The organism is Nocardia flavorosea NBRC 108225, from assembly GCF_001613385.1.
Taxonomy (GTDB): Bacteria; Actinomycetota; Actinomycetes; order Mycobacteriales; family Mycobacteriaceae; genus Nocardia; species Nocardia flavorosea.
Window position 1 is genome coordinate 109,316 of the sequence record NZ_BDCG01000002.1, and the last position, 24,920, is coordinate 134,235.

At 67.4% G+C, this 24,920-nt stretch carries 28 protein-coding genes; 18 read left to right on the forward strand and 10 right to left on the reverse strand.

Translation table 11 applies throughout. The annotated features are described in order from the left end of the window. Window positions 1-16: 16 nt before the first annotated feature. The gene (locus tag NFL01S_RS01080) at window positions 17-850 is read right to left on the reverse strand and encodes an acyl-CoA thioesterase (RefSeq protein WP_062970532.1); all 834 of its coding nucleotides are present in this window, start codon (window positions 848-850) and stop codon (window positions 17-19) included. 94 nt (window positions 851-944) lie between these two features. Here NFL01S_RS01080 and NFL01S_RS01085 point away from each other — a divergent pair, with 94 nt between their 5' ends. Continuing rightward, window positions 945-1,559, forward strand: coding sequence for a TetR/AcrR family transcriptional regulator (locus NFL01S_RS01085; protein ID WP_062970534.1), 615 nt, complete (start codon window positions 945-947; stop codon window positions 1,557-1,559). Here NFL01S_RS01085 and NFL01S_RS01090 read toward each other — a convergent pair. Then, window positions 1,537-2,178, reverse strand: a complete 642-nt coding sequence (locus NFL01S_RS01090; RefSeq protein ID WP_062970536.1) for a hypothetical protein — start codon at window positions 2,176-2,178, stop codon at window positions 1,537-1,539. The genes NFL01S_RS01085 and NFL01S_RS01090 overlap by 23 nt on opposite strands. 143 nt (window positions 2,179-2,321) lie before the next feature. Between NFL01S_RS01090 and NFL01S_RS01095 the strand changes: the two genes are divergently transcribed. Then, window positions 2,322-3,905 carry a GMC family oxidoreductase gene (locus tag NFL01S_RS01095; RefSeq protein WP_443093694.1) on the forward strand — a complete coding sequence of 528 codons (1,584 nt, stop codon included), beginning with the start codon at window positions 2,322-2,324 and terminating at the stop codon, window positions 3,903-3,905. A 248-nt stretch (window positions 3,906-4,153) separates the two neighbouring features. On the opposite strand, the gene NFL01S_RS01100 is transcribed toward NFL01S_RS01095, so the two are convergent. Next, window positions 4,154-5,353 (reverse strand): esterase/lipase family protein, encoded by a 1,200-nt coding sequence (locus NFL01S_RS01100; RefSeq protein ID WP_062970539.1) that lies wholly within the window; start codon window positions 5,351-5,353, stop codon window positions 4,154-4,156. Between the two features lie 369 nt (window positions 5,354-5,722). On the opposite strand from NFL01S_RS01100, the gene NFL01S_RS01105 reads away from it, so the two are divergent. After that, on the forward strand, window positions 5,723-6,343 hold the full coding sequence (locus NFL01S_RS01105; RefSeq protein ID WP_062970541.1) for a YdcF family protein: 621 nt from the start codon (window positions 5,723-5,725) through the stop codon (window positions 6,341-6,343). Between the two features lie 80 nt (window positions 6,344-6,423). Here the strand turns inward: NFL01S_RS01105 and NFL01S_RS01110 are convergent, their stop codons facing one another. From NFL01S_RS01110 to NFL01S_RS01120, 3 genes are all read right to left on the reverse strand, one after another. Then, complete coding sequence (locus tag NFL01S_RS01110; protein WP_062970543.1) at window positions 6,424-7,458, reverse strand: alpha/beta hydrolase; 1,035 nt, start codon at window positions 7,456-7,458, stop codon at window positions 6,424-6,426. A gap of 37 nt (window positions 7,459-7,495) precedes the next feature. Further along, the gene (locus NFL01S_RS01115; RefSeq protein ID WP_218019588.1) at window positions 7,496-8,500 is read right to left on the reverse strand and encodes an RsbRD N-terminal domain-containing protein; all 1,005 of its coding nucleotides are present in this window, start codon (window positions 8,498-8,500) and stop codon (window positions 7,496-7,498) included. A gap of 173 nt (window positions 8,501-8,673) precedes the next feature. Further along, complete coding sequence (locus NFL01S_RS01120) at window positions 8,674-9,648, reverse strand: Sco1979 family transcriptional regulator (RefSeq protein WP_371851746.1); 975 nt, start codon at window positions 9,646-9,648, stop codon at window positions 8,674-8,676. 332 nt (window positions 9,649-9,980) lie between these two features. Here NFL01S_RS01120 and NFL01S_RS01125 point away from each other — a divergent pair, with 332 nt between their 5' ends. The 4 genes from NFL01S_RS01125 to NFL01S_RS01140 all read left to right on the forward strand — a co-directional run bounded on the left by NFL01S_RS01125 (window position 9,981) and on the right by NFL01S_RS01140 (window position 12,037). Then, window positions 9,981-10,226 (forward strand): hypothetical protein, encoded by a 246-nt coding sequence (locus tag NFL01S_RS01125; RefSeq protein WP_062970548.1) that lies wholly within the window; start codon window positions 9,981-9,983, stop codon window positions 10,224-10,226. Between the two features lie 139 nt (window positions 10,227-10,365). After that, on the forward strand, window positions 10,366-10,884 hold the full coding sequence (locus NFL01S_RS01130) for a DUF2599 domain-containing protein (RefSeq protein WP_062970550.1): 519 nt from the start codon (window positions 10,366-10,368) through the stop codon (window positions 10,882-10,884). A gap of 19 nt (window positions 10,885-10,903) precedes the next feature. After that, window positions 10,904-11,563 (forward strand): SDR family oxidoreductase, encoded by a 660-nt coding sequence (locus tag NFL01S_RS01135; RefSeq protein WP_062970553.1) that lies wholly within the window; start codon window positions 10,904-10,906, stop codon window positions 11,561-11,563. A 261-nt stretch (window positions 11,564-11,824) separates the two neighbouring features. After that, window positions 11,825-12,037: a hypothetical protein gene (locus NFL01S_RS01140; protein WP_062971246.1), complete on the forward strand. Its 213-nt coding sequence runs from the start codon at window positions 11,825-11,827 to the stop codon at window positions 12,035-12,037. Window positions 12,038-12,124: 87 nt separating this feature from the next. Here NFL01S_RS01140 and NFL01S_RS01145 read toward each other — a convergent pair whose 3' ends face one another. Next, window positions 12,125-13,012: a Sco1979 family transcriptional regulator gene (locus tag NFL01S_RS01145; RefSeq protein WP_062970555.1), complete on the reverse strand. Its 888-nt coding sequence runs from the start codon at window positions 13,010-13,012 to the stop codon at window positions 12,125-12,127. A gap of 83 nt (window positions 13,013-13,095) precedes the next feature. Continuing rightward, window positions 13,096-13,314, reverse strand: coding sequence for a DUF397 domain-containing protein (locus NFL01S_RS01150; protein WP_062970557.1), 219 nt, complete (start codon window positions 13,312-13,314; stop codon window positions 13,096-13,098). A gap of 359 nt (window positions 13,315-13,673) precedes the next feature. On the opposite strand from NFL01S_RS01150, the gene NFL01S_RS01155 reads away from it, so the two are divergent. The 3 genes from NFL01S_RS01155 (at window position 13,674) to NFL01S_RS01165 (ending at window position 15,524) form a co-directional block, all read left to right on the forward strand. Further along, entirely contained in the window at window positions 13,674-14,471 is a 798-nt protein-coding gene (locus NFL01S_RS01155) for an SAM-dependent methyltransferase (protein ID WP_062970559.1), read from the forward strand. A 243-nt stretch (window positions 14,472-14,714) separates the two neighbouring features. Next, window positions 14,715-14,966, forward strand: a complete 252-nt coding sequence (locus tag NFL01S_RS01160; RefSeq protein ID WP_033242855.1) for a hypothetical protein — start codon at window positions 14,715-14,717, stop codon at window positions 14,964-14,966. 123 nt (window positions 14,967-15,089) lie between these two features. Further along, entirely contained in the window at window positions 15,090-15,524 is a 435-nt protein-coding gene (locus tag NFL01S_RS01165; protein ID WP_062971248.1) for a CBS domain-containing protein, read from the forward strand. Between the two features lie 5 nt (window positions 15,525-15,529). On the opposite strand, the gene NFL01S_RS01170 is transcribed toward NFL01S_RS01165, so the two are convergent. Then, complete coding sequence (locus tag NFL01S_RS01170; protein WP_062970561.1) at window positions 15,530-15,949, reverse strand: pyridoxamine 5'-phosphate oxidase family protein; 420 nt, start codon at window positions 15,947-15,949, stop codon at window positions 15,530-15,532. 157 nt (window positions 15,950-16,106) lie between these two features. Here NFL01S_RS01170 and NFL01S_RS01175 point away from each other — a divergent pair, with 157 nt between their 5' ends. Genes NFL01S_RS01175 through NFL01S_RS01190 form a run of 4 tightly spaced genes read left to right on the forward strand, consistent with a single transcriptional unit; the run spans window position 16,107 to window position 21,485 of the window. After that, window positions 16,107-17,387, forward strand: a complete 1,281-nt coding sequence (locus NFL01S_RS01175) for an aminotransferase class V-fold PLP-dependent enzyme (protein WP_062970563.1) — start codon at window positions 16,107-16,109, stop codon at window positions 17,385-17,387. After that, window positions 17,384-18,673, forward strand: a complete 1,290-nt coding sequence (locus NFL01S_RS01180) for a heavy-metal-associated domain-containing protein (RefSeq protein WP_062970565.1) — start codon at window positions 17,384-17,386, stop codon at window positions 18,671-18,673. The genes NFL01S_RS01175 and NFL01S_RS01180 overlap by 4 nt, the downstream gene beginning before the upstream one ends. After that, entirely contained in the window at window positions 18,670-20,172 is a 1,503-nt protein-coding gene (locus tag NFL01S_RS01185) for an alanine racemase (protein WP_084492306.1), read from the forward strand. The genes NFL01S_RS01180 and NFL01S_RS01185 overlap by 4 nt, the downstream gene beginning before the upstream one ends. Beyond that, entirely contained in the window at window positions 20,169-21,485 is a 1,317-nt protein-coding gene (locus NFL01S_RS01190; RefSeq protein ID WP_157116115.1) for a pyridoxal-phosphate dependent enzyme, read from the forward strand. The genes NFL01S_RS01185 and NFL01S_RS01190 overlap by 4 nt, the downstream gene beginning before the upstream one ends. Window positions 21,486-21,491: 6 nt before the next feature. On the opposite strand, the gene NFL01S_RS01195 is transcribed toward NFL01S_RS01190, so the two are convergent. Next, complete coding sequence (locus NFL01S_RS01195) at window positions 21,492-22,169, reverse strand: phosphatase PAP2 family protein (RefSeq protein ID WP_168433855.1); 678 nt, start codon at window positions 22,167-22,169, stop codon at window positions 21,492-21,494. Between the two features lie 226 nt (window positions 22,170-22,395). Here NFL01S_RS01195 and NFL01S_RS01200 point away from each other — a divergent pair, with 226 nt between their 5' ends. The 4 genes from NFL01S_RS01200 to NFL01S_RS01215 all read left to right on the forward strand — a co-directional run bounded on the left by NFL01S_RS01200 (window position 22,396) and on the right by NFL01S_RS01215 (window position 24,906). Next, complete coding sequence (locus NFL01S_RS01200) at window positions 22,396-22,740, forward strand: DUF6191 domain-containing protein (RefSeq protein WP_062970569.1); 345 nt, start codon at window positions 22,396-22,398, stop codon at window positions 22,738-22,740. 137 nt (window positions 22,741-22,877) lie between these two features. Continuing rightward, on the forward strand, window positions 22,878-23,501 hold the full coding sequence (locus tag NFL01S_RS01205) for a TetR/AcrR family transcriptional regulator (RefSeq protein ID WP_062970571.1): 624 nt from the start codon (window positions 22,878-22,880) through the stop codon (window positions 23,499-23,501). A 46-nt stretch (window positions 23,502-23,547) separates the two neighbouring features. Further along, a complete protein-coding gene (locus NFL01S_RS01210; protein ID WP_062970573.1) occupies window positions 23,548-23,778 on the forward strand; it encodes an NfeD C-terminal domain-containing protein in 231 nt (76 codons plus the stop codon). Between the two features lie 21 nt (window positions 23,779-23,799). Further along, window positions 23,800-24,906 (forward strand): SPFH domain-containing protein, encoded by a 1,107-nt coding sequence (locus NFL01S_RS01215; RefSeq protein WP_062970574.1) that lies wholly within the window; start codon window positions 23,800-23,802, stop codon window positions 24,904-24,906. Window positions 24,907-24,920: the final 14 nt, after the last annotated feature.

Below are 24,920 nucleotides of genomic sequence, written 5' to 3' on the forward strand. Positions count from 1 at the left end.
CCCGCGCAACGGGGCATCAGCCTTTGAAGTAGACGAGCTGGTGGCTGGTGGCCAGCAGCGTGCCGGCGCGACCCCAGAGATGGGCGTTCTGATCGAAATGGCCGTGCGCGAAGCGGTGGGCACGGGCGCTGCCCAGCAGGTGTTCGGTGCCTTGGGCAGCCAGTTCGGCGGCGGACGCGTGGTAGTAGACGGTGAGTGAGATCGTTCCGGCGGGGAGGTACTGGCCGCGGCGCAGGAAAACCCGCGGGTAGAACGCATCCGACATCGCTGTGAGCGAGGCGAAATCGAGCGGGCGGGTCGGCCGATCGCGCAGCCAGAGGGTGCTCACCGAATCCGGGTTTCCCGGCTGCGCTTCGGACGGGACAGGCTCGGGAACGGCGCCGGTGACGAAACGCAGGTCATAGTTGCGGCCCCAGGCGATGAATTCCGGGAACTCCTGCGGTTCGGCCTGGTCGGGGCCGGGTACCGACGGCATGGTGAGTTCCAGATCCGACCAGGTATCGCGGCGGATGCCGAACACGGCGGTCGCGGTGGTGGTGACCGCCCCGTTCTGGGCAAGCTCGAGCTGCCAGTGCTGATTCGTGCGGTTGGTGCGGACCGGGCGGGCGCTGATCTCGAATTCGCCGTCGGCGATGGGGCCGGCGTAGTTCACCGTCAGTGCCAGCGGGTCACCCATCCGGTCGGGGTGCCCTTCGATCGCGCGGAGCAGCGCCGCTGCGGTGACACCGCCGAACGGGCCGACCATGTTCGCGTAGTCGGGGCAGGTCCGGCCGGCGATACGGTGCCCGCCGAGGTACTCGGTGGCGACCGCGGTATCGAAGGGATGGGGCGGCGCATCGATCCCGGTCACGGGGTCCTCCTGGGGTTGTGGCGGTAGGCGGCTGGTGGAACGAATATAAGTATGACAACATACATAGGAATAGGAGGCAACAGGGAGCGGAGTCATGCCACGACGTAAGGATCCGGACGGGCCCCGGGCGGCAATGATCCGCAGCGCCATCTCACTCATCCGCCGGCGCGGGGTCGCCGCGGTATCGTTCACCGATGTCCTGAATGCCAGCGGCGCGCCCCGCGGATCGGTCTACCACCACTTCCCCGGCGGGAAGACACAATTGGTCACCGAAGCGACCAGGGTTGCCGGGGCACGGGTCACCGGCGAACTCACCCGCGTACTGGAGACGCCGGAAACCGCGGCCGCGCTGCGCGAACTCGCCGAAACCCTCGCACGCGGACTCGACCGCGGCGATTACGCCGTCGGTTGCCCGATCGCCGCGGCCGCACTGGGCAACGAACCGGATGCGGTGGCCGCCGCGGGAGCCACTTTCGATACCTGGCGTGATCTGATCGCCGGGAAACTCGTCCGCGACGGCGCGGCGCCCCAGCGCGCCCGGTCGGTCGCCGTGCTGGTGATCAGCGCCTTGGAAGGTGCGCTCATCGTTGCGCGCACCGAACGCGACCCTGCCGCACTCGATACCGTGGTCGACGAGCTCGGCGTGCTGTGCCGGTCGGCGGTCGGCACCGGCGCCTCGGCGCCGGTCAGTCGACGGGACGAGTCTTGATCGCATCCCGCGAGATGAAGACGTCGTACTCCCCCGGCATCGCGATCACCGCATTGCCGTAGGCGGAACGCACGAACGGTGCGGTGAACCACCGGTCCTCGGTCATCTCGCGGAAGAAATCGCGATCACCGCCGTTGAGCAGGATATGGTCCTGCCCGGTCGCCTCCCCGTCGAGGCGCTGCCCATACAGGCGGGACAGCTTGTAGCCGGAATGAAAGCCGAGCGTATTCACCCACGGCTCCAATTCGACGATCTGCGCCTGCAGCACCCACAGGTCGCCCTCCACACGATGCATGTTGCGTTCGGTCGGTGCCCCTTCCTCGTCGTACAGGGTCAATTCGACGTCGAGGCGGTGCTCCGTACCGGCAACCGGAGTCACCACGACGTGGGCGGCCCGAACCTCGCCCGTCAGGCCGAGATATGTCTGCACGAGGGTCGCCGTCCACAGCACCAGCGCCGCAACCGCCAGAAGCAGCAGCCCGCCCCCACCGCGGAGGAGCACTGTGCGGGGCCCCTTCCCGCGCAACGCTGCCAGCGCCGAAATCACGAGGGCCACACCGGCGATGATCACGACGATCGCACCGGTCTGTAGCACCCCGAGGTCCACCGGGTAATTCATGGGCCGGTTATACCCCGTGCGGGAACGTCCGGCAGTACGAATCGGACCTCCCCGGCCCGGCTGCCGGGGCACCGGCACGATCCTGCCCCACACCCGGGCCGACTCTCGTATGTTTGCCCTACACGATGTCGAAAGGTGCGAAGGTGACAGAAGTCAGTGCGGACTATGTGATCGTCGGGTCGGGTTCGGCGGGCGCGGTGCTCGCCGACCGGCTCAGCGCTGATCCGGGACGGTCGGTGATCGTGCTCGAGGCGGGGCCCGCCGACAAGGACAAGTTCATCCGGATCCCGGCCGGCTTCTCGAAACTCTTCCGCAGCCCCTACGACTGGGACTATCTCACCGAACCGCAACCCCAGCTCGGCAACCGGCAGATCTACTGGCCGCGCGGTAAGACCTTCGGTGGGTCGTCCTCGCTCAACGCGCAGATGTGGGTCCGCGGTTTCCGGGCCGACTACGAGGAATGGGCCGCGGCCGCCGGTCCGGACTGGGGATTCGACAAGGCAGTCGAACAGTTCCGCACCATCGAGGATGTCGAAGGGCCCGCCGGTGACGATCACGGCACCGGCGGGCCCCTGCACATATCCCACCAGCGCAGTCCGCGCCCGTCCACAGCCGCCTACCTGCGGGCCGTGGCCGAACGCGGGTTCCCCGTCGAAACCGCGAACCTTCCGGAACCCCGGGGGTTCACCCAGACCATGGTCACCCAGTACCGGGGCCGGCGCTGGAGCACCGCGGACGCCTATTTACGGCCGGCCATGAAACGCCGCAACCTCACCGTACTCCCGGAAGCCACCGCCACCCGGGTGCTGTTCGACGGGGACCGCGCCGTGGGGGTCGAGTTCCACCGGGCCGGGCGCCTCGAACAGGTGCGGGCCGGCCGCGAGGTGATCCTGTGCGGCGGAGCGATCAACAGTCCGCAGTTGCTCATGCTGTCCGGGATCGGTGACCGGGCCGAGCTCGAGCGCCACGGGATCGACGTCCGCCGGCATGCTCCCGACGTAGGCGCCAATCTGCAGGACCATCTCGTCGCGGGGCTCGGTTACTCGGTGACCGCGGATTCGCTGTTCGGCGCCGAAAAGCCCGCGCAGCTGGTCAATTACCTGGTGCGGCACCGCGGCATGCTCACCTCGAACGTCGGCGAGGCCTACGGTTTCGTGCGCAGCGACCCGGGGCTGGAGTACCCCGATCTGGAACTCGTGTACGCACCCGCGCCGTTCTACCACGAAGGCCTGATCGACCCGACCGCGCACGGCGTCATCCTGGCCACCGTACTGTTGCGCCCGCGCAGCCGCGGCACCATCACCCTGGCCTCGAACGACCCGCTCGCCAAGGCTGTGATCGACCCGAAGTACCTGTCCGATCCCGACGGCGCCGACCGGGCCGCGCTGATGGCAGGATTACGGCACTGCGCCGAAATCGCCGGCGCCGATGCCATGAAGGGGGTACTCGGCGACCTGTGCTACCCACCGGACGCCACCGACGGAATGGCGGAGGAAACCCGGACCGAATCCCTCGAGCAATACGCCCACACGCTCTACCATCCGGCCGGTACCTGCCGGATGGGGTCCGACGATACGAGCGTGGTGGACCCGCAGCTGCGTGTGCGGGGAGTCCAGGGCCTGCGGGTGGCGGATGCCTCGATCATGCCGGTCCTGGTGCGCGGCCACACCCATGCGCCGAGTGTGTTGATCGGCGCGCAGGCCGCCGCGTTCCTGACCCGCTCCTGAGGTGCGCACCCGCCGGGCCCGGACGCGGTGCGGACCCGGCGGGTGCGCGGGGAGACACTGCCCGCTCCCGGCGAACCCACCGATGGCGGATATACGGTGACGCCATCGGTGGGTTCGCGGCCGCCGCGCCGATTCGGTAGCAGGTCCGGAGGCACCCGGACCCACCCGAACGGAAACGGCGGTGTGTGCGCACCGAGCTCGACTGTGGAGTCGGGCAGTCCGCCGGTGCGCACCGTCTTACCGGCGGATCACAGCTTGCCGCCGCCGCCGATGAGCCACGGGTTGAAGGTGCACTGCAGCGCCGGGAACTGCGCCGGGTCCAGCGCCTGCAGCGCGATGGACAGCGCGCGCGGCGAGTACATCATGGTGAGATGGTCCGACAGATCCTGTTCGCAGCCGTCCTGGAGGGTGACATTGTGGACGGGCGCATCCGGTCCGGGTTTCAGGAAGGTCAGATCGAACGGGGTGGTCACCTCGTCGTAGCGGGTACCGACGACGGTGTAGTCCACACCGGGAACCGTATCGCCGCCCGCGTTCAGCTGGTTCACGAAATCCGAGCCCACGGTCTGCTGGATCCCGGAGTGGCCCACGAAGATCTCGATGAATCCGAGGATATCGATACCGAAGTTGTTGATCGCCCGGCCCAGCGCACCGATCCCGTCCAGGGTGGTGCCGTGGTGGGTTGCGCCGTAGGTGATCAGTTTGGCGACCTTGTCGGCGCCGCCCTCGAACTTGGTGTACCAGTTCGACATCGAGCCGCCTTGTGAATGCGCGATGATATCCACCTCGGCGGCGCCGGTGGCGTCGAGGACCCGGTCCACGAAAACAGCCAGCTGCTTTGCCGAATCCTGGATGTATCCGGTCCCCATCGTGCCCGGTAGCACCGACCCGAGTCCACCGCCCTGGACCAGGTTCGCCCGGCCGTAGTTGAAGGTGAAGGTGCAGAAACCCGCGTCCTTGATCGGCTGTCCCATGAACGCGAAACCGTTGTACGCATTCATCCACGTGCCGTGGATCAACAGTACGGGCCGCGGATGCTCCGCGGTGGGTTTGCAGTTCCAGTCGTTGGCTCCGGGCGGTGCGACATCGGCATTGAACAGGCCGTGCGCGAATGCCGACAGGAACGCCGTCTGCGCGGGGCCGTGGCCCACGGTATCGGAGGCATACCCGCCCGACAGACCCGAACTGCTACCCGAACCGCCGTAACAGTCTCCGGAGCCGTTACCCGAGCCCGCTCCGCTGCCCGAGTTACAGGCCGAACCGCTGGCGCTACCGGAATCGGCCACCGGCCCGGCGGTCCGGCCGGCCGCGATGTGGGCGGCCAGGTCCTGTTCCGTGGGAGCCGCCGGCGGGTCCGCGTTCGCGCCCGCACCGGTGAACCCGAAAAGGAGTGCGGTGGCGGCACACAGCACCGCGGCGCGCAACCGGGCGGAGGTAGGTCGAATCATCGGGATCCTTTCTGCCGAGAAATTCGTCGTCCGATTCCCTTGCCGCGCAGGTATTTCGCGGCAGAGAAGCTGCGCCGACAGTACGGGCCGCGGATCTGTTCTCCACTGTTCCGGTGGTGGAATTGGGCAGCTCACCAAACCGTTCGAACCGCCTTGGCGCCCGTCACAGAATATTCGGCGGCGAATTAATGGAAACGGCCGAATGTCTCGCCGTCGTGCACCGTTGCGCGCACCAATAAACGCATCCCCATTCCGTGGGTTATCCAATAGCGCACAGAATCACGAATCGATCACATACGGGTAGGTGAAAATATAGTCACCACATTCCGATACACGGCCTGTTCCGGCCCCGTCATCTCGGAGTTCCCTATGTCCGATACCCACCGCGGCCGCCACCGGCGCCGCCGCCACCGCTCACTCCGGGCGGCACTGACCACCGCCCTCACCGCCGCCGCGATCAGTGCGGGCCTGTGTGCACCGGTCGCCGCCGTCCCCACCCTCCCGGGCGGGTTACCGGCCGGGATCGGCGATCTGCCGACCGGACCACTGCCCCGCGTACACGGCCCCGGGACCGCGATCGTGATACTCGGCTACGGCCTGCTACCCGACGGCACCATGCGACCGGAACTGGTGAATCGATTGCGCGCCGGGTATATCCAAGCCCTACTCGCGCCGCATTCGCCGGTGATCGTCACGGGCGGAAACCCCCGCAACGGGGTCACCGAGGCCGCCGCCATGGCCGAATGGCTCGTCGGCCACGGATTACCGGCGCATCGCGTCCATCAGGAGCCCGCGGCCGCCACCACCGTGCAGAACGCACGACGCAGCGCACAACTCATCCGCGCGCTCGGCGTACACGATGCGGTGGTGGTGACATCGGAGGACCATATCGACCGCGCGGCGGACAGTTTCACGGCGGCGGGCGTATCTGTCGCCGCCACTCTCACGCCCCGCCAGATTCCGGGATTCGTGGCCGTATGGGGTCCGTGAAAGCAGAAGCCGGTGCGGCAAACAACCCATTCCGGATGGAATTACCATTACTACACAGAGCCGGAAATACCGGCCGGTCGTCACGGACTTCCGGTGATCTCCAGGGCACGGGAGAGAGTGGGCCAGCTCCGGTGCAATTGAACCTCGAAATCCGGCCAGGAATGCATACCTTCGGGCAGGAAATCGACAACCGCGGGAATATCCAGTTCGTCCAGACGGGCAGCCAGGCGTTCCGTGCACAGGCGTGCGCCCTGTTCCAGTAATGAGCCGCCCCCCAGCAATACCGCCAGGATCTCCGGACTGTCCCCTATCGACATCAAGGCCGCACCGCTCGGCGTTCCATTGGCCACCGACAGATAGATCTCGGTCCCACGCAACTCCTCCGCGCCCAGCAGACTGTCGTGGGCCCGCCATTCCGGCGAGGCCGGCGGGCCGAACAGATTCTCCGGATTGCCGCCCCGGGAGGCCACCGTCATCACCGTGACCGCGCGCCCGAGCTGATCTGCCGTGGAATAGCAGCCGCTCAACCCGGCGACTCCCCGGTAGAACCCCGGATGCCGCTGCGTCAGCATCATCGCCGCCTGCGCGCCCATGGACACCCCGGCGATAGCGCGGACGCCGTCGGACCCCAGGTATTTCTCGACGATCGGCGGTAGCTCCTCGGTGAGGAACGTTTCCCATCGGTTCAGGCCCAGAGCAGCGTCCACCCGTATCCAGTCCGCGTACAAACTCGCGGTTCCACCGGTGGTGAGCACGACATCGACGGGTTTGTCGGCGAAGAACTCCGCGGCACCGCCTTCGGTCAGCCAGCCCGAGGTAGGGCCGCCGTCCACGCCGTCCAGCAGATACAGCGTGGGGCGCGGCGCCGGGCCGGTCCCCACCAAGGTGTCGATCGCGATCTCCCGGCGCATGGCCGCGGAGCGGATGTGCAAGCGGATCCGGCGCTCGCCCAGCACCTCGACCCGTAACAACCGCGGGCCCGGCTGATCGGCCGCGGCGGCGGGCCCCGGCGGAGCGCCGGGCAACTCCACCGGCGGGACACCGGTCGCGGGGGTAGCGGTGGCGGCGATACTCATCACTGCCAATGCGGCCAGAACCGTCAACCGGGATCTCATCTCACACCTCGCGGTACCACTGCCATCCGGGCGCCCGTCACGCCGCCCCTGGTTTGCCCGGCCGCGCGGACATGCCGGGTGTCACGCGCGGCAGCCGGCGCAACCGCCTCGCGTCCACCACCGAATCCGGCTCCACGGCCGCGCCTTCCGTCATTCGGTACAGGCCCGGTGGCCGGCCACCGGCACGCAATCTATCCAGGAGCTCATGGGTGCGTCCGGCCAGTTCCGGTATCTGTTCGGTGGCGCCGGCGGCTACGGTCGCGGTCGGCGGGGCCTCCGCGGCTTCCGCGACCAGCTGCAGCACCTCGGCGTTCATCACTCCCGCGGTTACCGAGCCGGCACCGGTGGCGTGCGCCGCTTCCAGAGGAATCAGCACGGTGCCGCCGTCGGCGTGTAGCAGCGGGAGACAACGCGAACCCAGCGGTGGGCCCAGTGCCGCCTGAACCCGGCGGAGCTTGCGGCGGGCCGCCGATACCGTGCCGGGGCCGCCTGCCCGTTCCTCGGCATTCGGCGGGATCGCCAGAGCCACCACCTGATAGGCGGGGGCGACGCGTAGGCCCGACCTTCGCGCCAGCGCGCTCACCCCATGACCGGCGAGCAGGGCTGCCACCATCGTCTGCGCCGAAGTCTGGTGCTCGCGAGCGACGATCCGGTGTTCGTCCAAGTAGGCGGTGGCGGCTGCGGTGGTCACCACCTCGACGACGCGCACCAGAAGACGGGCGGCGTCGGCCATGGGCTGCCCGGCCGCGGCGGCTTCCGCCATCCGCGTCGCGAGGAATTCGAAACCGCTACGCGCACAGTCGTGGCAGGTGGTGAGCACCGATTCCAGGGATACCCCTTCACGGGCCCAGCGTGCGGCCGCCGTGGTGATCGTCGCCGCAGCGGCAGGGCGGGCACCGAGGTCGTGCGCCGCAGCGGCCAGACAGTGCCGGATGGTGGTGACCATATCGGCCGCGTCCATTTCCGGTTCGGGAGACCGGAAATGCGCTACGAGTTCGGCTCCCAGGTCTGTGCTTCCGGAGCCGGTTGCCTTACTGCCCACCATAACTACTGGACAGTAACCACGGACTCGGGCGCGGGCGCCCCCTCCGGCATCAGTCCGGAGAGTTCATCAGGGGAACGACCGTGAATTGGGTTCGGTCACAAACGGGTAACGACGCGGCGAACGCCGCGTTGCCGCTTTCCTGTGCCCGGAGGCACGGAGATCCGCTGGGTTCAGTGACCGCGGCCGGCTTCCCGGCGCACCGGCTGGTCCAAGATCCGTGGCTGCCGGCGCCGCAGGGCCGCCAGCAGCCCGGGGGTGTGCTCGGGCGGGGCAGCATGCACCGACAACTGGTTCGCGACCGACCGGTAAGCATCCAAGTCTGCTTGCTTGTCCAGGTACAACGCACCGGTGAGCTGCTGTAGGTACACGATATCGGGCAGATCGGCCTCCGCGAAACGCAGATAGGTGAACGCGCCGTCGGTCATGGCCGGGCCACCCACATGGTCGGCCAGTACCTGCACGGTGACATGCGGCTGTTTGGCGGCGGCCAGCACGCGGTCGATCTGGGCCGACCAGGTCCGCGACCCGCCGATCCGGCGGATCAGCGCCGCCTCCTCGACGATCAGCCAGAGATGCGGCGGATGAGGCCGATTCAGAATATGCTGCCGGCGCATCCGCAGTACCACCCGCCGTTCGATGGCTTCGGCCGTCTCCCCGGGATGCGCGAGCGTGAGCAGGGCTCGCGCATATTCCGGGGTCTGCAACAGTTCGGGCACCGCACGCGGTTCGTAACACCGGATCACCTGAGCCGCCTGTTCCAGGCCCAGATACATATCGAACCATTTCGGGAGCCAGTCGTTGTCGCGGTGCCACCAGCCGGAGGTATTCGCCTGGCGGGCCAGTTCCTGGAACGCCGCCAGCTCCTCGGCGTCGGTGATCCCGTAGAGCTGGAGCAGGTCCACCAGATCACGCTCTCGGATACTGGTCCGGCCCAGCTCGAGCCGGCTGATCTTGGAATCCGACCCGCGGATGTGATCGCCGGCCTGTTCCCTGGACAGCCCACTGGCTTCACGCAACCGCCGCAACCGCCCTCCGAGCACCATGCGCAGCACAGTGGGTCCGCCGTCCACCGCGGCCCGCGCCGTGGCCCCCGATCCGGTCGAGGCAGCCGTCTCCAACGCCGATCGCATCCCAGAAGCACCCATTATTCGAGTTTCGCATGGGATCGGTACCGGAGACCAAACGAAACTCTCGCGGAGTGAACGACATTCGGGCGCCGAGCCGTTCAGCGATAGCCGGCGAGCGAGCCGCCTGCGATACCACCCATATCGGGAACCGGCCGGATCACGGCCACCACCGGCTGTCGTCACGGCCCGCGCCTGGGCTCGAGCAGCTTCGTGACCCCGCCCGAGGGGACCCGGAACATGCTGTGAATCACCCAGACCCTATTCCGGAACATGTTCCCACCCATGGTCGGCACTTAGGGTTACACACACCAGCGTCGACGAGGACGCTGCCCCGGAAGGAGGCGTGAATCGTGGACGCTACAGCACCGGCCACGGCCGGACGCGACACCAGCAGTCGCGACAACCTCACACGCCGGGTGACGGTCTACTTCGACGGCCCGGCACCCGAGAATGCCCTCGTCCTGGAATACGCGGCAACCAACGCCGAAGCCTGGGAATTCACCTCTGCGGCCGTCCATGCGGGGCTCACGGTCACCGTGGACAGCAAGATCAGGCCCGGACTTCGCCGGCTACCGTGCCACACCCTGTGGCGCTGACCCGATTCGAACCCCACTTCCCCGTACGATCCGGAAAACCCGCGGCGCACTCGGCGGCCTCACCCCATAACTACCGCCCCGCCTCTAAGCTCGGAAGCACCGGCGCGACGAACCGCCGGAACCGACCGCAGGAGCGTCCATGCCGACCGACCCCACATCCCGTGTGGCCGGTTCGTTCGCTGTCCTGTGCGCAATATTGCTCACCGGCTGCGACTCTCCGGATCCACCGGAGCCGGGAGGTGGCGCAGCGGCCGAAACCACGACAGCGGCGCCGGCGACCGCGCGTCCGAGCGGATCACCGGCGGCGACCGTCGCACGCACATCCACCCCCGCCGTCGATCCCTACGCCGGGATGCCGTTGATCGACCGGCTGGAATGGACCTCGACTATCGATGGTCCACGCCTCGTGGTCCACCCGACCCGAGCAGGCCGCGACACCACCCACCCCGGCGCCGCCCAACGCGCCTGGCAGGAAATCGACAGGCTCGACCCGGCCGCGGACACACCCGGAATGTGGGATCAGTTCCGCTGCCATTGGGAGTGGGCGCGGCTCATCGCACCCGATAAGCCCACCTGGAATCTGGAACCCTGGCGGCCGCCGGTCGGTTACGACGAGACCGTCGGCGCCGCCTGCAACCCCGGCGGGCCCGAACGCTGAGATACGAGAGGAGTCCGATATGCGCATCGTCATCGCCGGCGGACACGGCAAGATCGCCCTACTGCTCGCCGAACGGCTCACCGGCCGCGGGCACAGCGCGATCGCCCTGATCCGCAACCCGGCGCACGCCTCCGAGATCTACACCACGGGCGCCGAACCGGTGGTCCTGGATCTCGAACAGGCGGTGGTGACCGATCTCGCCGCAACCCTGCAGGGAGCCGACGCAACCGTGTTCGCTGCCGGCGCCGGGCCGGGCAGTGGCGCGGCCCGCAAGTACACCGTGGACCGGGACGGTTCGGTTCTGCTCGCCGAAGCCGCCGAACGAGTGGGCACTCGGCGGTTCGTGCAGATCTCGGCCATGGGAGCCGGTCTCGCGCCCGCACCGGGCACCGATGACGTGTGGGCCGCCTATATCGATGCGAAAACCCAGGCCGAAGACGATCTGCGCAGCCGCGACCTGGATTGGACCATTCTGCGTCCGGGCCGCCTCACCGACGAACCCGGCACGGGTTCGGTCACCCTGGCGCCACCGCGGATCGGCCGCGGCGACATTCCCCGTGCCGATGTCGCCGATGTCGTCGTCGCGCTGCTCGATGCCCGGCATACAGCCGGTCATACGCTGGAACTGGTTTCCGGTGACACCCCGATCGAGGGTGCGGTCGCCGCCCTGGCCGAGTGACAAGATCAAACGAAAACCGTTACGACGCAAGGAATCGATCGTGCAGATGTACTTGCATTTGAAAGCACTACCGACCTAGACTCATCCCACACCGCTATACAGGGGAAAACATGGGGAGGCCGCGTGAGTGAGCCGACGACAACATTCGCCAGTGGTTTACTGCCACAGCTGCGGAACAGCCCAGCGGGTCCGAATCAATTCGGTAGCAGCTCAACCCGAATGGATCCTGTCCCGACAGGTAAGCCGGCGAACGGTATTGATATGAGTGCATTCGGCGTCCGCGACGATTCGTCCCGTGAGACCGCCGTCGAGTTCGTCATCGACGCAATCGAATCCACCGGCGCAGCGACACGTGACGATTTCGATATCGACCAGATCGTCACCACGGTCCATGCGCTGTCCGACGACTGGGATTTCCGGTCATTGCAACCGGATACGTTCTGGCGCGTGGCGTCCACGTTCATCCGGGCCTGACGGACGCACATAATCCACACCGTCTCGGCGGCTCGGCGCCGGGTCGGTATGGAGAGTCGCCCGCCTTCGCCGGTTATTTGCCTGGTATTACAGGCCCTTCGTGTATTCGGCGATAATCGCCCGGGATTCCTCCGGCGTCGCGGCCTGCACACTCAATCGGTCCATCACCGATAGGTACAGTGCCAAATCCTCGCGCCGGTCCAGATACAACGCGCTCGTCAACTGCTCCAGATACACGATATCCGGAAGATCCGGCTCGGCGAAACGCAGAATGGTGAAAGAGCTTCCCGCCGCGGGATGTTCACCGGCAGAGAACGGAACGACCTGAATGGTCACATTCGGCAACCGGGTCAGGTCGAGCAGATGTTCCATCTGCGCTCGATGTACGTCACGCCCGCCGACCGGGCGATGTAGCGCCGCCTCGTCGATCACCGCCCAGACGACCGGCGGATCGTTACGGTGCAGAATCTCCTGCCGGCGCTGCCGGAAGGCCACCCGCCGATCGGTATCGGCGTCCTCGTAACCGAGGGTCACCACTGCGCGCGCATAATCCGGGGTCTGCAAAAGCCCCGGTACCAAATGCGATTCGTAGGTGCGGATCTTGCTCGCCGCCTGTTCCAGGCCCAGATACTGCCCGAACCAGGACGGCAGCAGATCGCCGTAGCGATGCCACCATCCCGGTTCGTTGGCTTTGCGCGCGAGATCGAGAAAGCGCTCGCGCTCTTCGGGATCGGTGATGCCGTACAGCGTCAGCAGGTCCCGGATATCGCGTTCTTTGAAACTCGACCGACCCAGTTCGAGCCGGCTGATCTTGGCATGAGAGCCACGGATGGCATCGCCCGCGGCCTCGCGAGTGATCTTCTTGCTTTCACGCAGTTTCCGTAGCTGGCCACCCAGAGCGATACGTAGGACCGTGGGGCCACGCTCCCCCTCGATGGGTTGCCTACCGCCACGATTCCCGGGCTCTGCGATCATGGAGTCGTCTCCGCTTTCGGGTTAACCCACGGTGCGCCACAGTGCAATCCACGGCGCACCACGCCGACGGCCCATGCTACCTCTCATACCGCCAGATCGTCGAACTCTCCGGCCTTCGCGCCCTGCAGGAACGCCTCGATCTCCGGGCGGGTATAGAAGAGCACACCGCCGTCGGGGAAACGCGAATTACGCACGGCCACCAGGTCGCCGGCCGCTTCGGCGAACTCGACACAGTTCCCGCTCGGATTGCTGAAGGTGCTCTTGCGCCAAGCTCCGACCACCCGATTGGTTACTTCCGACATAGGACCTACTCCTTGCTCATGGTTGCTGACACCACTCGTCGCATACCGCCGGTCCTTACAGATGCACTCGCAAGTGTTCTTGCATCTGCACCGACATCAGGACGATAGCACGAAGTTCGCCGACGCGCCCCTGCGAGCCTCCGAACAGGCTCCGCCGCCCGGACGAACACTGCCGGCGGCGCCGGAACAGCCCTCACCGCAACTGGGCGCCGGACAATTCCGTAGGGCCGCGCGCCTGCCGGGAGTCCACCGGCGAGCCTTGTACTGTCGCAAACCGACACCGGTTCCACCAGCCCCCGAGAGCCGGCCGCGACGCGGCCTCCGGCACGCTTCCGGCCCGTATCGCCGAGGAGTCCGCCATGTCCGACGAACACCGGCGCGGTATCCGAACCGATATCCCGCATCCCGCCCGGATCTGGAACTACTGGATGGGCGGCAGCGACCACTACGAGGTCGACCGGATAGCCGCGGACGCGGGCAGCGCCGTCTACCCCGGGATCACGACGCTGGCGACCGAGTCCCGCGAGTTCCTGGTGCGGGCAGTGCGATACCTGGCTGCCGAGAAGGGAATTCGCCAGTTCCTCGATATCGGCACCGGACTGCCCACCATGCAGAACACCCACGAGGTCGCGCAACGCGTGGCGCCGGAATCCAGGATCGTCTACGTGGACAACGACCCGGTCGTCCTGGCCCACGCCCGAACCTTGCTGACCAGCACCACCGACGAGGGCGTCGCCACCTATATCGACACCGACTACCGCCACCCCGAGATCGTCGTGGCCGACGCCCGCCACATCCTGGACCTCACCCGGCCGGTGGCGGTGATGTTCCTGGGTGTCCTGGGCCACGTTCACAGCGCCGCCGAGCGGCGCCGCATCGTGCACACCGTGCTCGAATCGACCACCGGTGGCAGCTACCTCGCGCTCTGGGACGGCACCGACGACGATGACGACTACGTGCGACTGTGCGCCGAGTATGCCGACATAGGCGGTGAGCCGTATGTGCCGCGGCCACAATCGGAGATCCGTGCACTCTTCGACGGGCTCGAGCCGGTCGAGCCCGGTTTCACCGCGGTGAACCGGTGGTACCCCGGGAAACCGGTAGCCGGCGACGACCGGCCGATTCCGGCATACGGGGGTGTAGCGCGCAAACCGTAGCCCGGCCGGTGGCCGGCCCGGCGCGCAACCGGCGAGAAGTGCAGTGCCCCCCGGCCCCCCGGCCGCCGGCGACGGGCGATCCGCGCCGAATGATTTTTCGAATGTTGTTTGCAGATGTACTTGCATTTGTAAGCGACGGCGACATAGACTCGCACCACCAAGAGGGGCGATACGCAGTATCTTCCGGTCGCTTCGCCGGACCGGAGTGCCGCCCCCGCACCATCGCACGTGAGGGGCAACCGAATGATCCAGCCATTCCGAAGTCCCCACCGGAACGCTGTCGGAAGCGTTCCCGGTACGCACACCCTGGGGCACAATCCGGAACCCCTGCGCCACTTCGCCCCCGAGGCGGGAGCCGACTGCAGCGCCGAACCACCGGTCCTCACCTACCGTCAGGCCCGCGCCATCCTGCGGATTCACGATGTGCACGGACCCCAGTGCCGGCAATGGCTTGCCGCCGCGGCCTACCTGTCCGCGGGGCTCGACGACGAATAACCCCGCGGACCCGCCGTTCCTTCCCCTGCCGATACGACGGCGTCCGGTCGATGCCGATTCGTGCTGGTATTCCTCCCCCGGCCGCGGGATTGTAGAAATCCCGCGCTCATGTGGATGGTGACCATGCGTATCGCCGAAATCCTCAACACCAAGGGCAGCGCCGTAGCGACCGTCCGGCCGGAAACCGATGTCCGGGCGTTACTGACACTGCTGGCCGAACAGAACATCGGCGCCGCCGTCGTCTCCCCGGACGGCAACCGTATCGCCGGGATCGTCTCCGAGCGGGATGTCGTCCGCGGCCTGCACCGACACGGTGCGGCGCTACTGGAATTCCCTGTCACGCGGATCATGACCACCGAGGTGCGGACCTGCAGCCCCGGCGACCGGGTCGACGGGCTCCGGGGCATCATGACCGATCACCGGGTACGCCATCTCCCCGTGGTCGACCAGGGCCGGCTCACCGGCATCGTCAGTATCGGCGATGTCGTCAAGAGCGCGCTGTCCGAACTCACGACCGAACGGGAACAGCTCGTCGGATACCTGCAGGGCGGGTACTGAGCCTCTCAGCCGAGATCCCCGGAAAGCCAGCGCTGCGGCCGCATCCGGACGATGACGTGCTCGCCCAGCTCTGCCTCGGCAAAGGCCAGGTAGCCGTCCACCTGATCCGGCGGAAGATAACGCGCCACCATTTCGCGGTGCCGGGCATCCGGCATCGGTTCCACCGCGGTGACCGGACCTTCCACGCTCACGTAGCGGACCGTCGGCTGCACCCGCTGCACCATCAGGCTGAACCGGCCCGCAGCACGGATCCGGCGCATCTTCTCCGATTCCGGACCGGTGATCACCCACAGGTCTTCGCCCGGCGTGTACTGGTACCAGATCGGTAGCGTCAGCGGCCCCCGGTCCGGACCGGCGGATACCGACAGGGCACCGATATGCGGTTCGGCCAGGAAGGACTGTCGTTCTTCGGGAGTCAGGGGCATACGCGCACCCTAACGCGCACCTCCGACAAAATGAGGAAGGCGGCGGAAGAGGGGTATCGGCCACCCAAAATGATTGCCTGCCAAAGCTACTGGGCGTGCACGCCACTGATCGGTATCGTTGTTGCCGTCCGGCGAATCGGCGGAGGGAGCCACTACGATGCGATCCTCCCTGCCCGGCCGGGATCACCCGGCACAAGCCCGCCCCGCCTCGCCCGAATCGCTACTCCCGCCGCAGGTACGGGAGTCTTTTCCCGCCCTCGCCGAGGCCCGGGAGGTGTATCTCGACAGCGCGGCCACAACGCAGAAACCGCATGCCGTCATCGAGACCGTACGGAAGTATCACGCCTCCGCGACAGCCAACGCCGCCCGTGGAACCTATCCGTGGGCAACCGCGCTCACCCAGCGGATCGCCGCGATCCGGGCGCATACCGCCCGATTTGTCGGCGCCGCCCACCCCGACGAGATCGTCTTCACCGGCGGCGCGACCGCGGCCCTGAACGCCGTCGCGCTCTCCTGGGGGCTCACCGCGCTCCGCGACGGAGACGAGATCCTCTACAGTCCCCGCGACCACGCCGCCAATATCCACCCCTGGTACCTCCTACGCGACACCCTCGCCCGGTTCGGGCGGCGGATCGAACTCGTGCCCTACCGGGTGACCGCGACGGGGGCCGCCGACCTGGCCGATATCGCCGCCAAGGCCGGGCCGCGGACCCGGCTGCTCACCGTCACCCATCTGCACCATGTTTTCGGCAGCACAACTGTCCTGGACGGTATCCGTGCGCTACTGCCCGAGCGGGTGCTGCTGTGCTACGACTGCAGTCAGAGCGGCGGTCATCTACCGGTCGACGTGACCGCCCTGGCCGCCGATTTCGCGGTATTCGCGGCGCACAAGATGTTCGCCGCGCCCGGCACCGGCATCCTGTACTGCCACCGCCGGGTCCACCCGGAACTACGACCTTTCCTGCCCGGCGGCACCACAGATGTACGACTCACCGCCACCGGCTTCGAATCCGGGCGTATGCCCGGGCTGCTCGAGGGCGGCACCCCGAACATTCCGGGCATCCTCGCTCTCGGTACCGCCCTCGAGGTCCTCGAGTCGTACGGGATGGCCGCGATAGCGGCCCACAACACCGCGTTGACGCACCGATTACTGACCGGCCTGCGTACCGTCCGCGGGCTGGATTTCCTGCCCGGCCCGGCATACGGCGGGCACGATACCGGCCACGGCATCGTCTCCTTCACCCTCGACGGTATCTCGGCGGCCGATCTGGGTTTCGTACTCGCCGAGTACGGCTTCCTGGTCCGCACCGGCGCGCAGTGCGTCCCTGGCGGTGCCGCCGGGGACGCCGTACGGGTCAGCACCCAGATCTACACCGGACCCGACCATATCGACCGCTTCACCGACCGTGTCCGCGCCCTGGCCGAGGAGATTTCATGAGCATCGAGACCGGCACGTCCACCGGGAGCACCGAAACGACGACCCGCTACCACCGGCGTACCGCCGCGCAGATCCTGTCCGGGCTCGCCCGGCCCGGGCTCTTCGGCCCCAGCGCGCAACGTCCCACACGGAGTTTCGAATACACCGCGACCGAACTGCAGCCCGAACCGGGCAGCCACCTCACCTTCTCCCAGCGGCTGTATCTGGAACGGTTCATGCGGCCGTGCACCGCCGGCGAAGTCACCTCCGCGACCCACCGGATGACCTGGACCGACAGCGCCGGCATACCCAACACCGGCTTCTATCGCGACGACGGATTCGGGCCGCAGATCCCCATCGCCGCCCGGGAGGCGGTGCTCGTGCTCTGGGAACAGCTCGCCGCCGAGGACGCGCTGGCCGAGCGGATCGACGCCCTCGGCGCCGCGGAGCGCGACGTCCTGGCGGCGACCACCACCGATCACGATCCGATCGATATCTTCCGGGTCGGCGTCGAATCCGCCGGCCGGGCGCTCGCCCAGCATGCGCTGATCGCCGCCCGGGCACCGTACCCGTCCGCGGCCGAATTCGCGCACGGACTCCTCGATTCCGGGATCTTCACCGCGGTCGCGACCCGCTGGTTCTGGGAACTCCAGGCCTCGACCTACCGGCGCGGGATGATCCCGGTGGATCTGCGGGTCACCGCCGACGGCACGGTCCGCTATCCGGAGCAGACCGTCGCGACCCTGCGGGCGATGAAGGACGCGACCATCGCCGACGCTCACCGCGTGATGCGCCGGGCGACCACGGAAGAGGGATTGTCCGTGGCCGATGCCATTGCCCGCTATCACGACGATCTCGACCTCATCTCGCGTCAGTACGCGCTGCTACCGGCGGAGGAACATCCGGTATGCCTGGCGGCGGTCACCCACCGTGCGGGCGGGGAGAACTACAGCCTGCTTCCGCTCGTCACCCGCCATTTCGTGGCGGTGTTCGGCGAGCTCGTGGTCCGGTGCGAACCGGTGGCGGCACAGGCGGCCGCCGACGCCCCCGAAAATCTGCCCGTGGCCGCCGAAGACCGAATTTTCTACGTGCCCGATATGACCTGTAAACACTGTGTGCGAACCATCGGCGGCGTATTGGAATCCATGGATATCCGGGTCGTGGACATCGACCTCGACAGTAAACGGGTGATCGCAGAATTCCGCAGTCCACGCAACCGGTCCCGGGCCTTCGAGGCGCTGCGCGACGGCGGATACAACCCCGTGGACCGGCGGACAGATACCGCACCGGCGGTGCCCGGGCGATGACGGCGCGACGGGACACGCCGGACCCCGATACCCGGACCGCGGCGGAGACTGCCCCGCCACCGGCGCTACCGGCACACTGGGACCCGCTGGTGATGGATTTCCTGGCAGACCGGCCGGCGCTCGACCAGGCGGCCGACCGGTTCGGGACTCCGCTGCACCTGGTCTTCCCGCAGGTGTTCGCCCGCAACCTCGCCCGTTTGACGGCGGTACTCGACACGGCGCGGGCCGGGTACCGGATCTACTATGCGCACAAGGTGAATCGTTCGGCCGCGCTGGTGCGCACCGCGGCGGCGCTGGGCGCGTCGGTGGATGTGGCCTCGGCCGGGGAGCTGGAATCTGCCCTTCGGGCCGGATTCACTCCGGAACGGATCGAGGTCACCGGACCGAAAGGCGAGAGGCTGTTGCGGGCTCTCGTGCACAGCGGGGTCACGATCAATATCGACAATCAGTGGGAGCTGGACACGCTGGCCGGTCTCGCCCGGCCGGAGGCAGTTGTCCCGGTCCTGTTGCGGATCAGCGGATTTCCCGACTCCCGGCCCAGCCGGTTCGGGATTCCGGTGGATTCGGTGGACCGTGCCCTGGATGTGCTCGCGAACCATCGTGAACGACTCGACTTCCGCGGGTTCGCCTTCCATCTCGACACCGGCGATATCGCGGAACGGCTGCGGGCCGCGGAGGCCTGTTTCGCGCTGCTCGAACAGGCCTATACCCGCGAGCTGATGCCTTCGGTGCTGAATATCGGCGGCGGGCTGCGGCAGGTTTTCACGGCCGACGCGCAGCGGTTCGACGACTATGTGCACCGCCTGCGCGACGGGCTGAGTGGACGTGGTCCCCGGATGAGCTGGGGGGCCAACACGTTCGGGTATCAGGTGAACGGTGCCGCGGTACGCGGTACGCCGGTGTTCCACAAATACGCCAATACCGTCGCGGCCGACGAGATGCTCGCCGACCTGTTGACCGCGCCGCTCGACCGGCACGGTGGGCGCGGAATCGGCCGCGTCGCCGCCGACAACCTGCTGGAGATCTGGCTCGAACCGGGGAAAGCCCTCGCCGATCATGCCGGCATCACGCTGGCCCGGGTCGAATTCGTGAAGGAGGCCGCCGACGGCAGTGTGCTCGTCCATCTGGATCTGAGCCGGGACTCGGTGACCCCGGCGGATCAGGAAGTGATGGCCGACCCGCTGTTGCTGCCAGGACGTACGCCCGCACCGCCCGGCGAACCGGTGGGGGTGTACCTGGCGGGACGACTCTGCCTGGAGCGCGATCTCGTCACGGCACACAAGATATGGCTGCCCTGGTATCCCCGGCCGGGCGATCTCGTCGTATTCCCCAATACAGCCGCTTACCACTCCGATCTGTCGGCCGCGACGGCCGCCATGCACGCACCGGCGCACAAGGTCGCGATCGACCGGCAGGACGGTATTTTCCGGGCCACGCCGGACGCCGAGTTCCGCCTGGTATCACCCGGCGGCGAATCACTATCTCCCGAGGAACAGTGACGATTTATCAGCACATCACCGAACTGATCGGTGACACTCCCCTGCTCCGCCTCGACCCGAGCGTCCACGGGCTCGACGGCGTCGACCTGTACGCGAAACTGGAATCACACAATCCGTTCGGATCGGTGAAGGACCGGGTCGCCTGGGCCATGCTGCGCGACGAACTCGAAACCGTACGCACCGAGGGCCGCACCCTGATCGAGGCCTCCAGCGGAAACACGGCCAAGGCACTACGCGTCCTGGGGGCCGTGCACGGTATCGGATTGCGGGCCATGACCAACCGGATCAAGGTCGGCGAGGTTCGCGATCTGCTGCGATTGCTCGGCACCGATATCGTCGAACTCCCCGGGCTTTCCGAATGCCCGGACCCCACCACGCCCAACGACGTCTATTCCGCGATCGAGAACGCGATGGCCGCGGAGCCGGAGCGGTTCCGCCATCTGTCGCAGTACACGAGCGAGAAGAACATCGCCGCACATCAAGACGGTACCGGCCGGGAGATCCACGATGACCTCACCGACGCCGGTATCGCCCGACTCGACTATCTCATCGGCGGGCTGGGCACCACCGGCTCGAGCCGGGGCGCGGGAAGCTATCTGCGCAAATTCCATCCCGAGCTGCGGACGGTGGCCGTGGTGTCCGACCGTGGCGATTTCATCCCCGGTATCCGGTCGGAACGGGAAATGTGGGAGGTCGGATTGTTCCAGCCCGACTTCTACGACGAGATCGTCACGGTGGAATCCGGGCGTGCCATCGAGGGCACCCTGGAGCTCGCCATGGGCCACGGAGTGCTCGCCGGACCCACCAGTGGCGCGGCCTACACCGCCGCCCGCGATGTCCTCGCACGATCGACGCGTAGCGGGTCACCGCTGGTCGCCGTGGTCATCGTGTGCGATCGGCTCGAACCGTATCTGTCCTATATCCGGCAGCGACGACCGGAGCTGTTCGGCGGCGATACCGGGCACCGGGCACCGGCCCCCGCGGATATCGCCGACGCCGCGGTACTGGGTCCGGCCGAGCTCGCCGAGATGATCCGGGCACGGCATACCGTGGTGGTCGATACCCGCGGCGCGATGGCCTACCGTATCGCGCATGTTCCGGGTGCGATCAATATCCCCGACGACCGTCTGACCGATCTGTTCGCGCAGGGCACGCCGTTCTCCCGGGCACATCCGGTGGTGTTCACCTGCCCCACCGGCGATATTTCCCGGCGGTTCGCCGCCACCACGCAGCAGACGGGCCATCTCGCCTACAGCCTCGACGGTGGGATCGCGGGCTGGCGGGCGGCCGGACTCGAACTGGAACGCGGGTAGCGAGGTTCAGGCCGCGGAGGCCGTCTCCGCATGCGGACGGGCCGCTGCGGAATCCGCGGATACGGAGTCGCCGGGCGACGCGGATCGGCCGGCCCGGCGATGTATCAGCACCCCCAGAAGCACCAGGAGCACACCGAGCGACCAGCCGGCCAGCACATCGGTGGCCCAGTGCGCACCCAGATAGACCCGGGACAGGCCGACCAGACCCGCGAATACCGCGGCGAGCACCACCGTCATGCGCGCCGCGACCCGGTGCCGGAACCGCAGACAGCACAGCACCGCCAGCACTCCGATCACTGCGGTCGAGCCGGCGCTGTGCCCGGACGGGAAGGCCGGGCTGTCGACGGCGACCAGCCGGTCGTCGAGGGGCGGGCGGGCCCTGCCGATCAACTCCTTGGATACCGGCACCAGGACGGCGGCAGCCGCGCCCACACCCGCCACGAGCGCAGCATCACGGCGCCGGCCACGCCACAGCAACCCAGCACAGGCCACCAGCGCCAGCATCCACATGACGGCCGACCCACCGGCATGCGTGATCACCACCGCGACGGTGGTGAGCGTTTCGTCCCGCAAGCCGAGGAACCACTCGTGTATCGCCATGTCGAGCCCGGTCACGACCCCGGCGAGCACCGTCCCCGTCAGTATGGCGAAGGCGGCGAGCAACAACACAGCGGACAAAACCATACGTTTCACGATAGCTGCTGGACATTTACTACAAACCGGACATGGTCGGCTGGGCGCCGGTCTACCGCAGATACCCGCAAGTCCCACGGGGCGGCCTCGGAACGGTCCGCTGCGGCACCCCTCGACGGGATCGCGACAACCCGCTCTTCCGGCCGGGTCGGACGAGGTCGGCCGAGGGCCGCCCGCCGAGTAGCGAAGCGCCATTACCGTCGGCCCGCGGATTCCGGTGGCCGAGCTCTATCGTGAATGCGTGGAACTCCTCTTCTTCGGTGCCCCCGGTTTCATGATGCTGCTGGGCGCGGCGGCAGCGGTCCGCTGGGTCTACACCCGATTCCCGAAGACCGGGCATGCGCGGTCCGGGCAGACATCCACCCGTCTCGCCGCGGCCGGGGTCGAGGAGATCACCGCCTTCTGGTACGGCACCAAACGCCGTGAACTGGACCAGCGGGCGGAACAGTCCATGCTTCGCGAAGACCACAGCGCCGGTGCGCCGCCACGGGACCTGATCGACCTCGACCGGGGTCGCGCCGTCCTGATTGCCCGGTCGCCGGAGCGAGCCGCGAATACCTGACCGGCCGCCCTCTGGGTGTATGCAGCCACCGGTCGGCCGGTACCGCCCGAACACCCGTCCACACGGCGCAGTTCGTGCGCCGGTCGTCCCGATGACCACCGGCCGGGCAGCGTACGGCGGCAGATTACTGTGGACGGGTGCATGCAGACCAGCGATCGGACGACAGCGGGCCCCGGATCTGGGGCGGCACCACGCTTTCGGAGCGCCGGCAGGCACGCCGCAGTGCGCTGCTCGAGGCAGCGCTCGATCTGGTCGGCGAGGCCGGCGCGGGCGGCGTCACCATGCGGGCGGTCTGCCGCCGGGCCAACCTCACCGATCGGTACTTCTACGAAAGCTTCGCCAGCCGCGACGAATTGCTCGATGTGCTCTACCGGCAGACAGCCGAGGATTTCCTGGAACCTATGACCGCGTTCGCCGTGGCCGACGATTCCTCCCGCGATCGGGCACTGTCGGAGGCACTGGTGGACAAGGTGCTCGCCGACCCCCGGAAATCCCGCCTGTTCCTGGTCGAACCCTATTCCAGTACCGGTCTCGGCCAGACCACGATCTCGGTGATGCCCGCCTTCACCCGGCTCATCCAGGACCATCTCTTCGCCCGGATCGACGATCCCGTGCGGCGCCGGCTCGCGGCCGTCACCATGGCCAGCGGCAACGCCGGGATGTTCTCGGCCTGGTTAAACGGTTCGCTGCGCGCGACGCGCGAAGAGATCGTCGATCATCTGGTGGCGATGCTCGGCGCGTATCGCACCCTCTACCAGTAACCTCGCGGAGGCGGAAACCACCGCACGGCTTGGAGGTTCGGGGAAATTGCACGACGAAGTTGTCGGGTCGACGGGTAAGCTGATCTCGCCGATCCGCGGCCCCGGGATGCTGGGTGAGGTCCTGGTCGCCGTCCGAGGGGGAACCGAAGGCTACATCGCGCGGGCGACCGAAGCCATAGCGGCCGGGAGCACCGTGCTGGTCATCGCGGTCGATTCCGGCCGTATCGCCGAGGTGGTGCCCTGGATACCCCTCGGCCCGGACCCGGCATCCGAATAGACGAACGCGAGGAGTCATTCCGTGCTGGGTTATCACGTCCCGGACCCCGACGAGGCGATGCTGGTCAGCGGCGCCAAGAGCAGCGATGCGGCACCGTTCCGGGTGATCATCGGCCGCGGTTCCTGGGTTATCCCGTTCTTCCGCAAGGTCCGGTATCTCTCACTGGCCATGTTCGAGGCCGAGATCTCCGAACGCTGCGTCACCAAACAGGCCATTCAACTGCAGGTGCGGGCGGTTATCGCCTTCAAGGTGGCCAACGACACCGCCTCGATCGTGAACGCCGCGCAGCGTTTCCTCTCCGAACAGGAGCAGGAGATGTCGGTGCTCACCGGGCGGATCTTCTCCGGTCATCTGCGATCGATCGTGGGTTCGATGACGGTCGAGGAGATCATCCGCGAACGGCAGCGCCTGGCCGATGAAGTGCTCGTGGCTTCCAAGGTGGAGATGAGCAATATCGGGCTGTGGGTCGATTCGTTCCAGATCCAGTCCATCGACGACGGCGACCTCGGCTATATCTCCGCCCTCGCCGCACCGCACAATGCCGCCGTGCACCGTGACGCCCAGATCGCCAAATCGCAGGCGGCCCAGCGGTCGGCCGAAGCCGAGCAGGAATCGCTGCGTAAACAGGCCGAATACTCGCGCGAGACGTCGATCCTCAAAGCGAGCTACCAGCGCGATATCGACAAAGCCGAGGCAGAAGCGGCCGCAGCCGGCCCGTTGGCGGCGGCGCTCGCCCAGCAGGAGGTGCTCAGCGCGCAGGCCGCCCAGGCCCGCAAAGAGGCCGAACTGCGTGAACAGCAGCTACAGGCCGAAGTGGTCAAACCCGCGCAGGCCGAGGCCGACCGGGTCCGGATCCTGGCCGAGGCCGAGGCGAACCGGACCCGGATCCAGGCCGAGGCCGCGGCATCGAACAACCGGATCGCGCTCGACCAGATGCTGATCGAGCAGTTGCCGCTGATCGTGGAACAGGCTGCGCGCGGGCTGTCGAATGCGAACCTGACCGTGCTCAACGGGCCCGACGGGGTCGGCGAACTGCTCAACGGCATGGTCGGACAGGGTCTGACGGTGTTCAACTCCCTGCAAAAGGCGCTTATTACCGACGAGCAGGAAAAGCGGGATATAGAGTGACCGCGTAACTGCGG

Bases quoted from the DNA above. Each gene is read 5' to 3' on its own strand.
- NFL01S_RS01085 (WP_062970534.1), top strand. From the start codon at position 945: ATGCCACGACGTAAGGATCCGGACGGGCCCCGGGCGGCAATGATCCGC.
- NFL01S_RS01090 (WP_062970536.1), bottom strand. From the start codon at position 2,178: ATGAATTACCCGGTGGACCTCGGGGTGCTACAGACCGGTGCGATCGTC.
- NFL01S_RS01100 (WP_062970539.1), bottom strand. From the start codon at position 5,353: ATGATTCGACCTACCTCCGCCCGGTTGCGCGCCGCGGTGCTGTGTGCC.
- NFL01S_RS01105 (WP_062970541.1), top strand. From the start codon at position 5,723: ATGTCCGATACCCACCGCGGCCGCCACCGGCGCCGCCGCCACCGCTCA.
- NFL01S_RS01110 (WP_062970543.1), bottom strand. From the start codon at position 7,458: ATGAGATCCCGGTTGACGGTTCTGGCCGCATTGGCAGTGATGAGTATC.
- NFL01S_RS01120 (WP_371851746.1), bottom strand. From the start codon at position 9,648: ATGGGTGCTTCTGGGATGCGATCGGCGTTGGAGACGGCTGCCTCGACC.
- NFL01S_RS01130 (WP_062970550.1), top strand. From the start codon at position 10,366: ATGCCGACCGACCCCACATCCCGTGTGGCCGGTTCGTTCGCTGTCCTG.
- NFL01S_RS01135 (WP_062970553.1), top strand. From the start codon at position 10,904: ATGCGCATCGTCATCGCCGGCGGACACGGCAAGATCGCCCTACTGCTC.
- NFL01S_RS01140 (WP_062971246.1), top strand. From the start codon at position 11,825: ATGAGTGCATTCGGCGTCCGCGACGATTCGTCCCGTGAGACCGCCGTC.
- NFL01S_RS01145 (WP_062970555.1), bottom strand. From the start codon at position 13,012: ATGATCGCAGAGCCCGGGAATCGTGGCGGTAGGCAACCCATCGAGGGG.
- NFL01S_RS01150 (WP_062970557.1), bottom strand. From the start codon at position 13,314: ATGTCGGAAGTAACCAATCGGGTGGTCGGAGCTTGGCGCAAGAGCACC.
- NFL01S_RS01155 (WP_062970559.1), top strand. From the start codon at position 13,674: ATGTCCGACGAACACCGGCGCGGTATCCGAACCGATATCCCGCATCCC.
- NFL01S_RS01160 (WP_033242855.1), top strand. From the start codon at position 14,715: ATGATCCAGCCATTCCGAAGTCCCCACCGGAACGCTGTCGGAAGCGTT.
- NFL01S_RS01165 (WP_062971248.1), top strand. From the start codon at position 15,090: ATGCGTATCGCCGAAATCCTCAACACCAAGGGCAGCGCCGTAGCGACC.
- NFL01S_RS01170 (WP_062970561.1), bottom strand. From the start codon at position 15,949: ATGCCCCTGACTCCCGAAGAACGACAGTCCTTCCTGGCCGAACCGCAT.
- NFL01S_RS01175 (WP_062970563.1), top strand. From the start codon at position 16,107: ATGCGATCCTCCCTGCCCGGCCGGGATCACCCGGCACAAGCCCGCCCC.
- NFL01S_RS01180 (WP_062970565.1), top strand. From the start codon at position 17,384: ATGAGCATCGAGACCGGCACGTCCACCGGGAGCACCGAAACGACGACC.
- NFL01S_RS01185 (WP_084492306.1), top strand. From the start codon at position 18,670: ATGACGGCGCGACGGGACACGCCGGACCCCGATACCCGGACCGCGGCG.
- NFL01S_RS01195 (WP_168433855.1), bottom strand. From the start codon at position 22,169: ATGGTTTTGTCCGCTGTGTTGTTGCTCGCCGCCTTCGCCATACTGACG.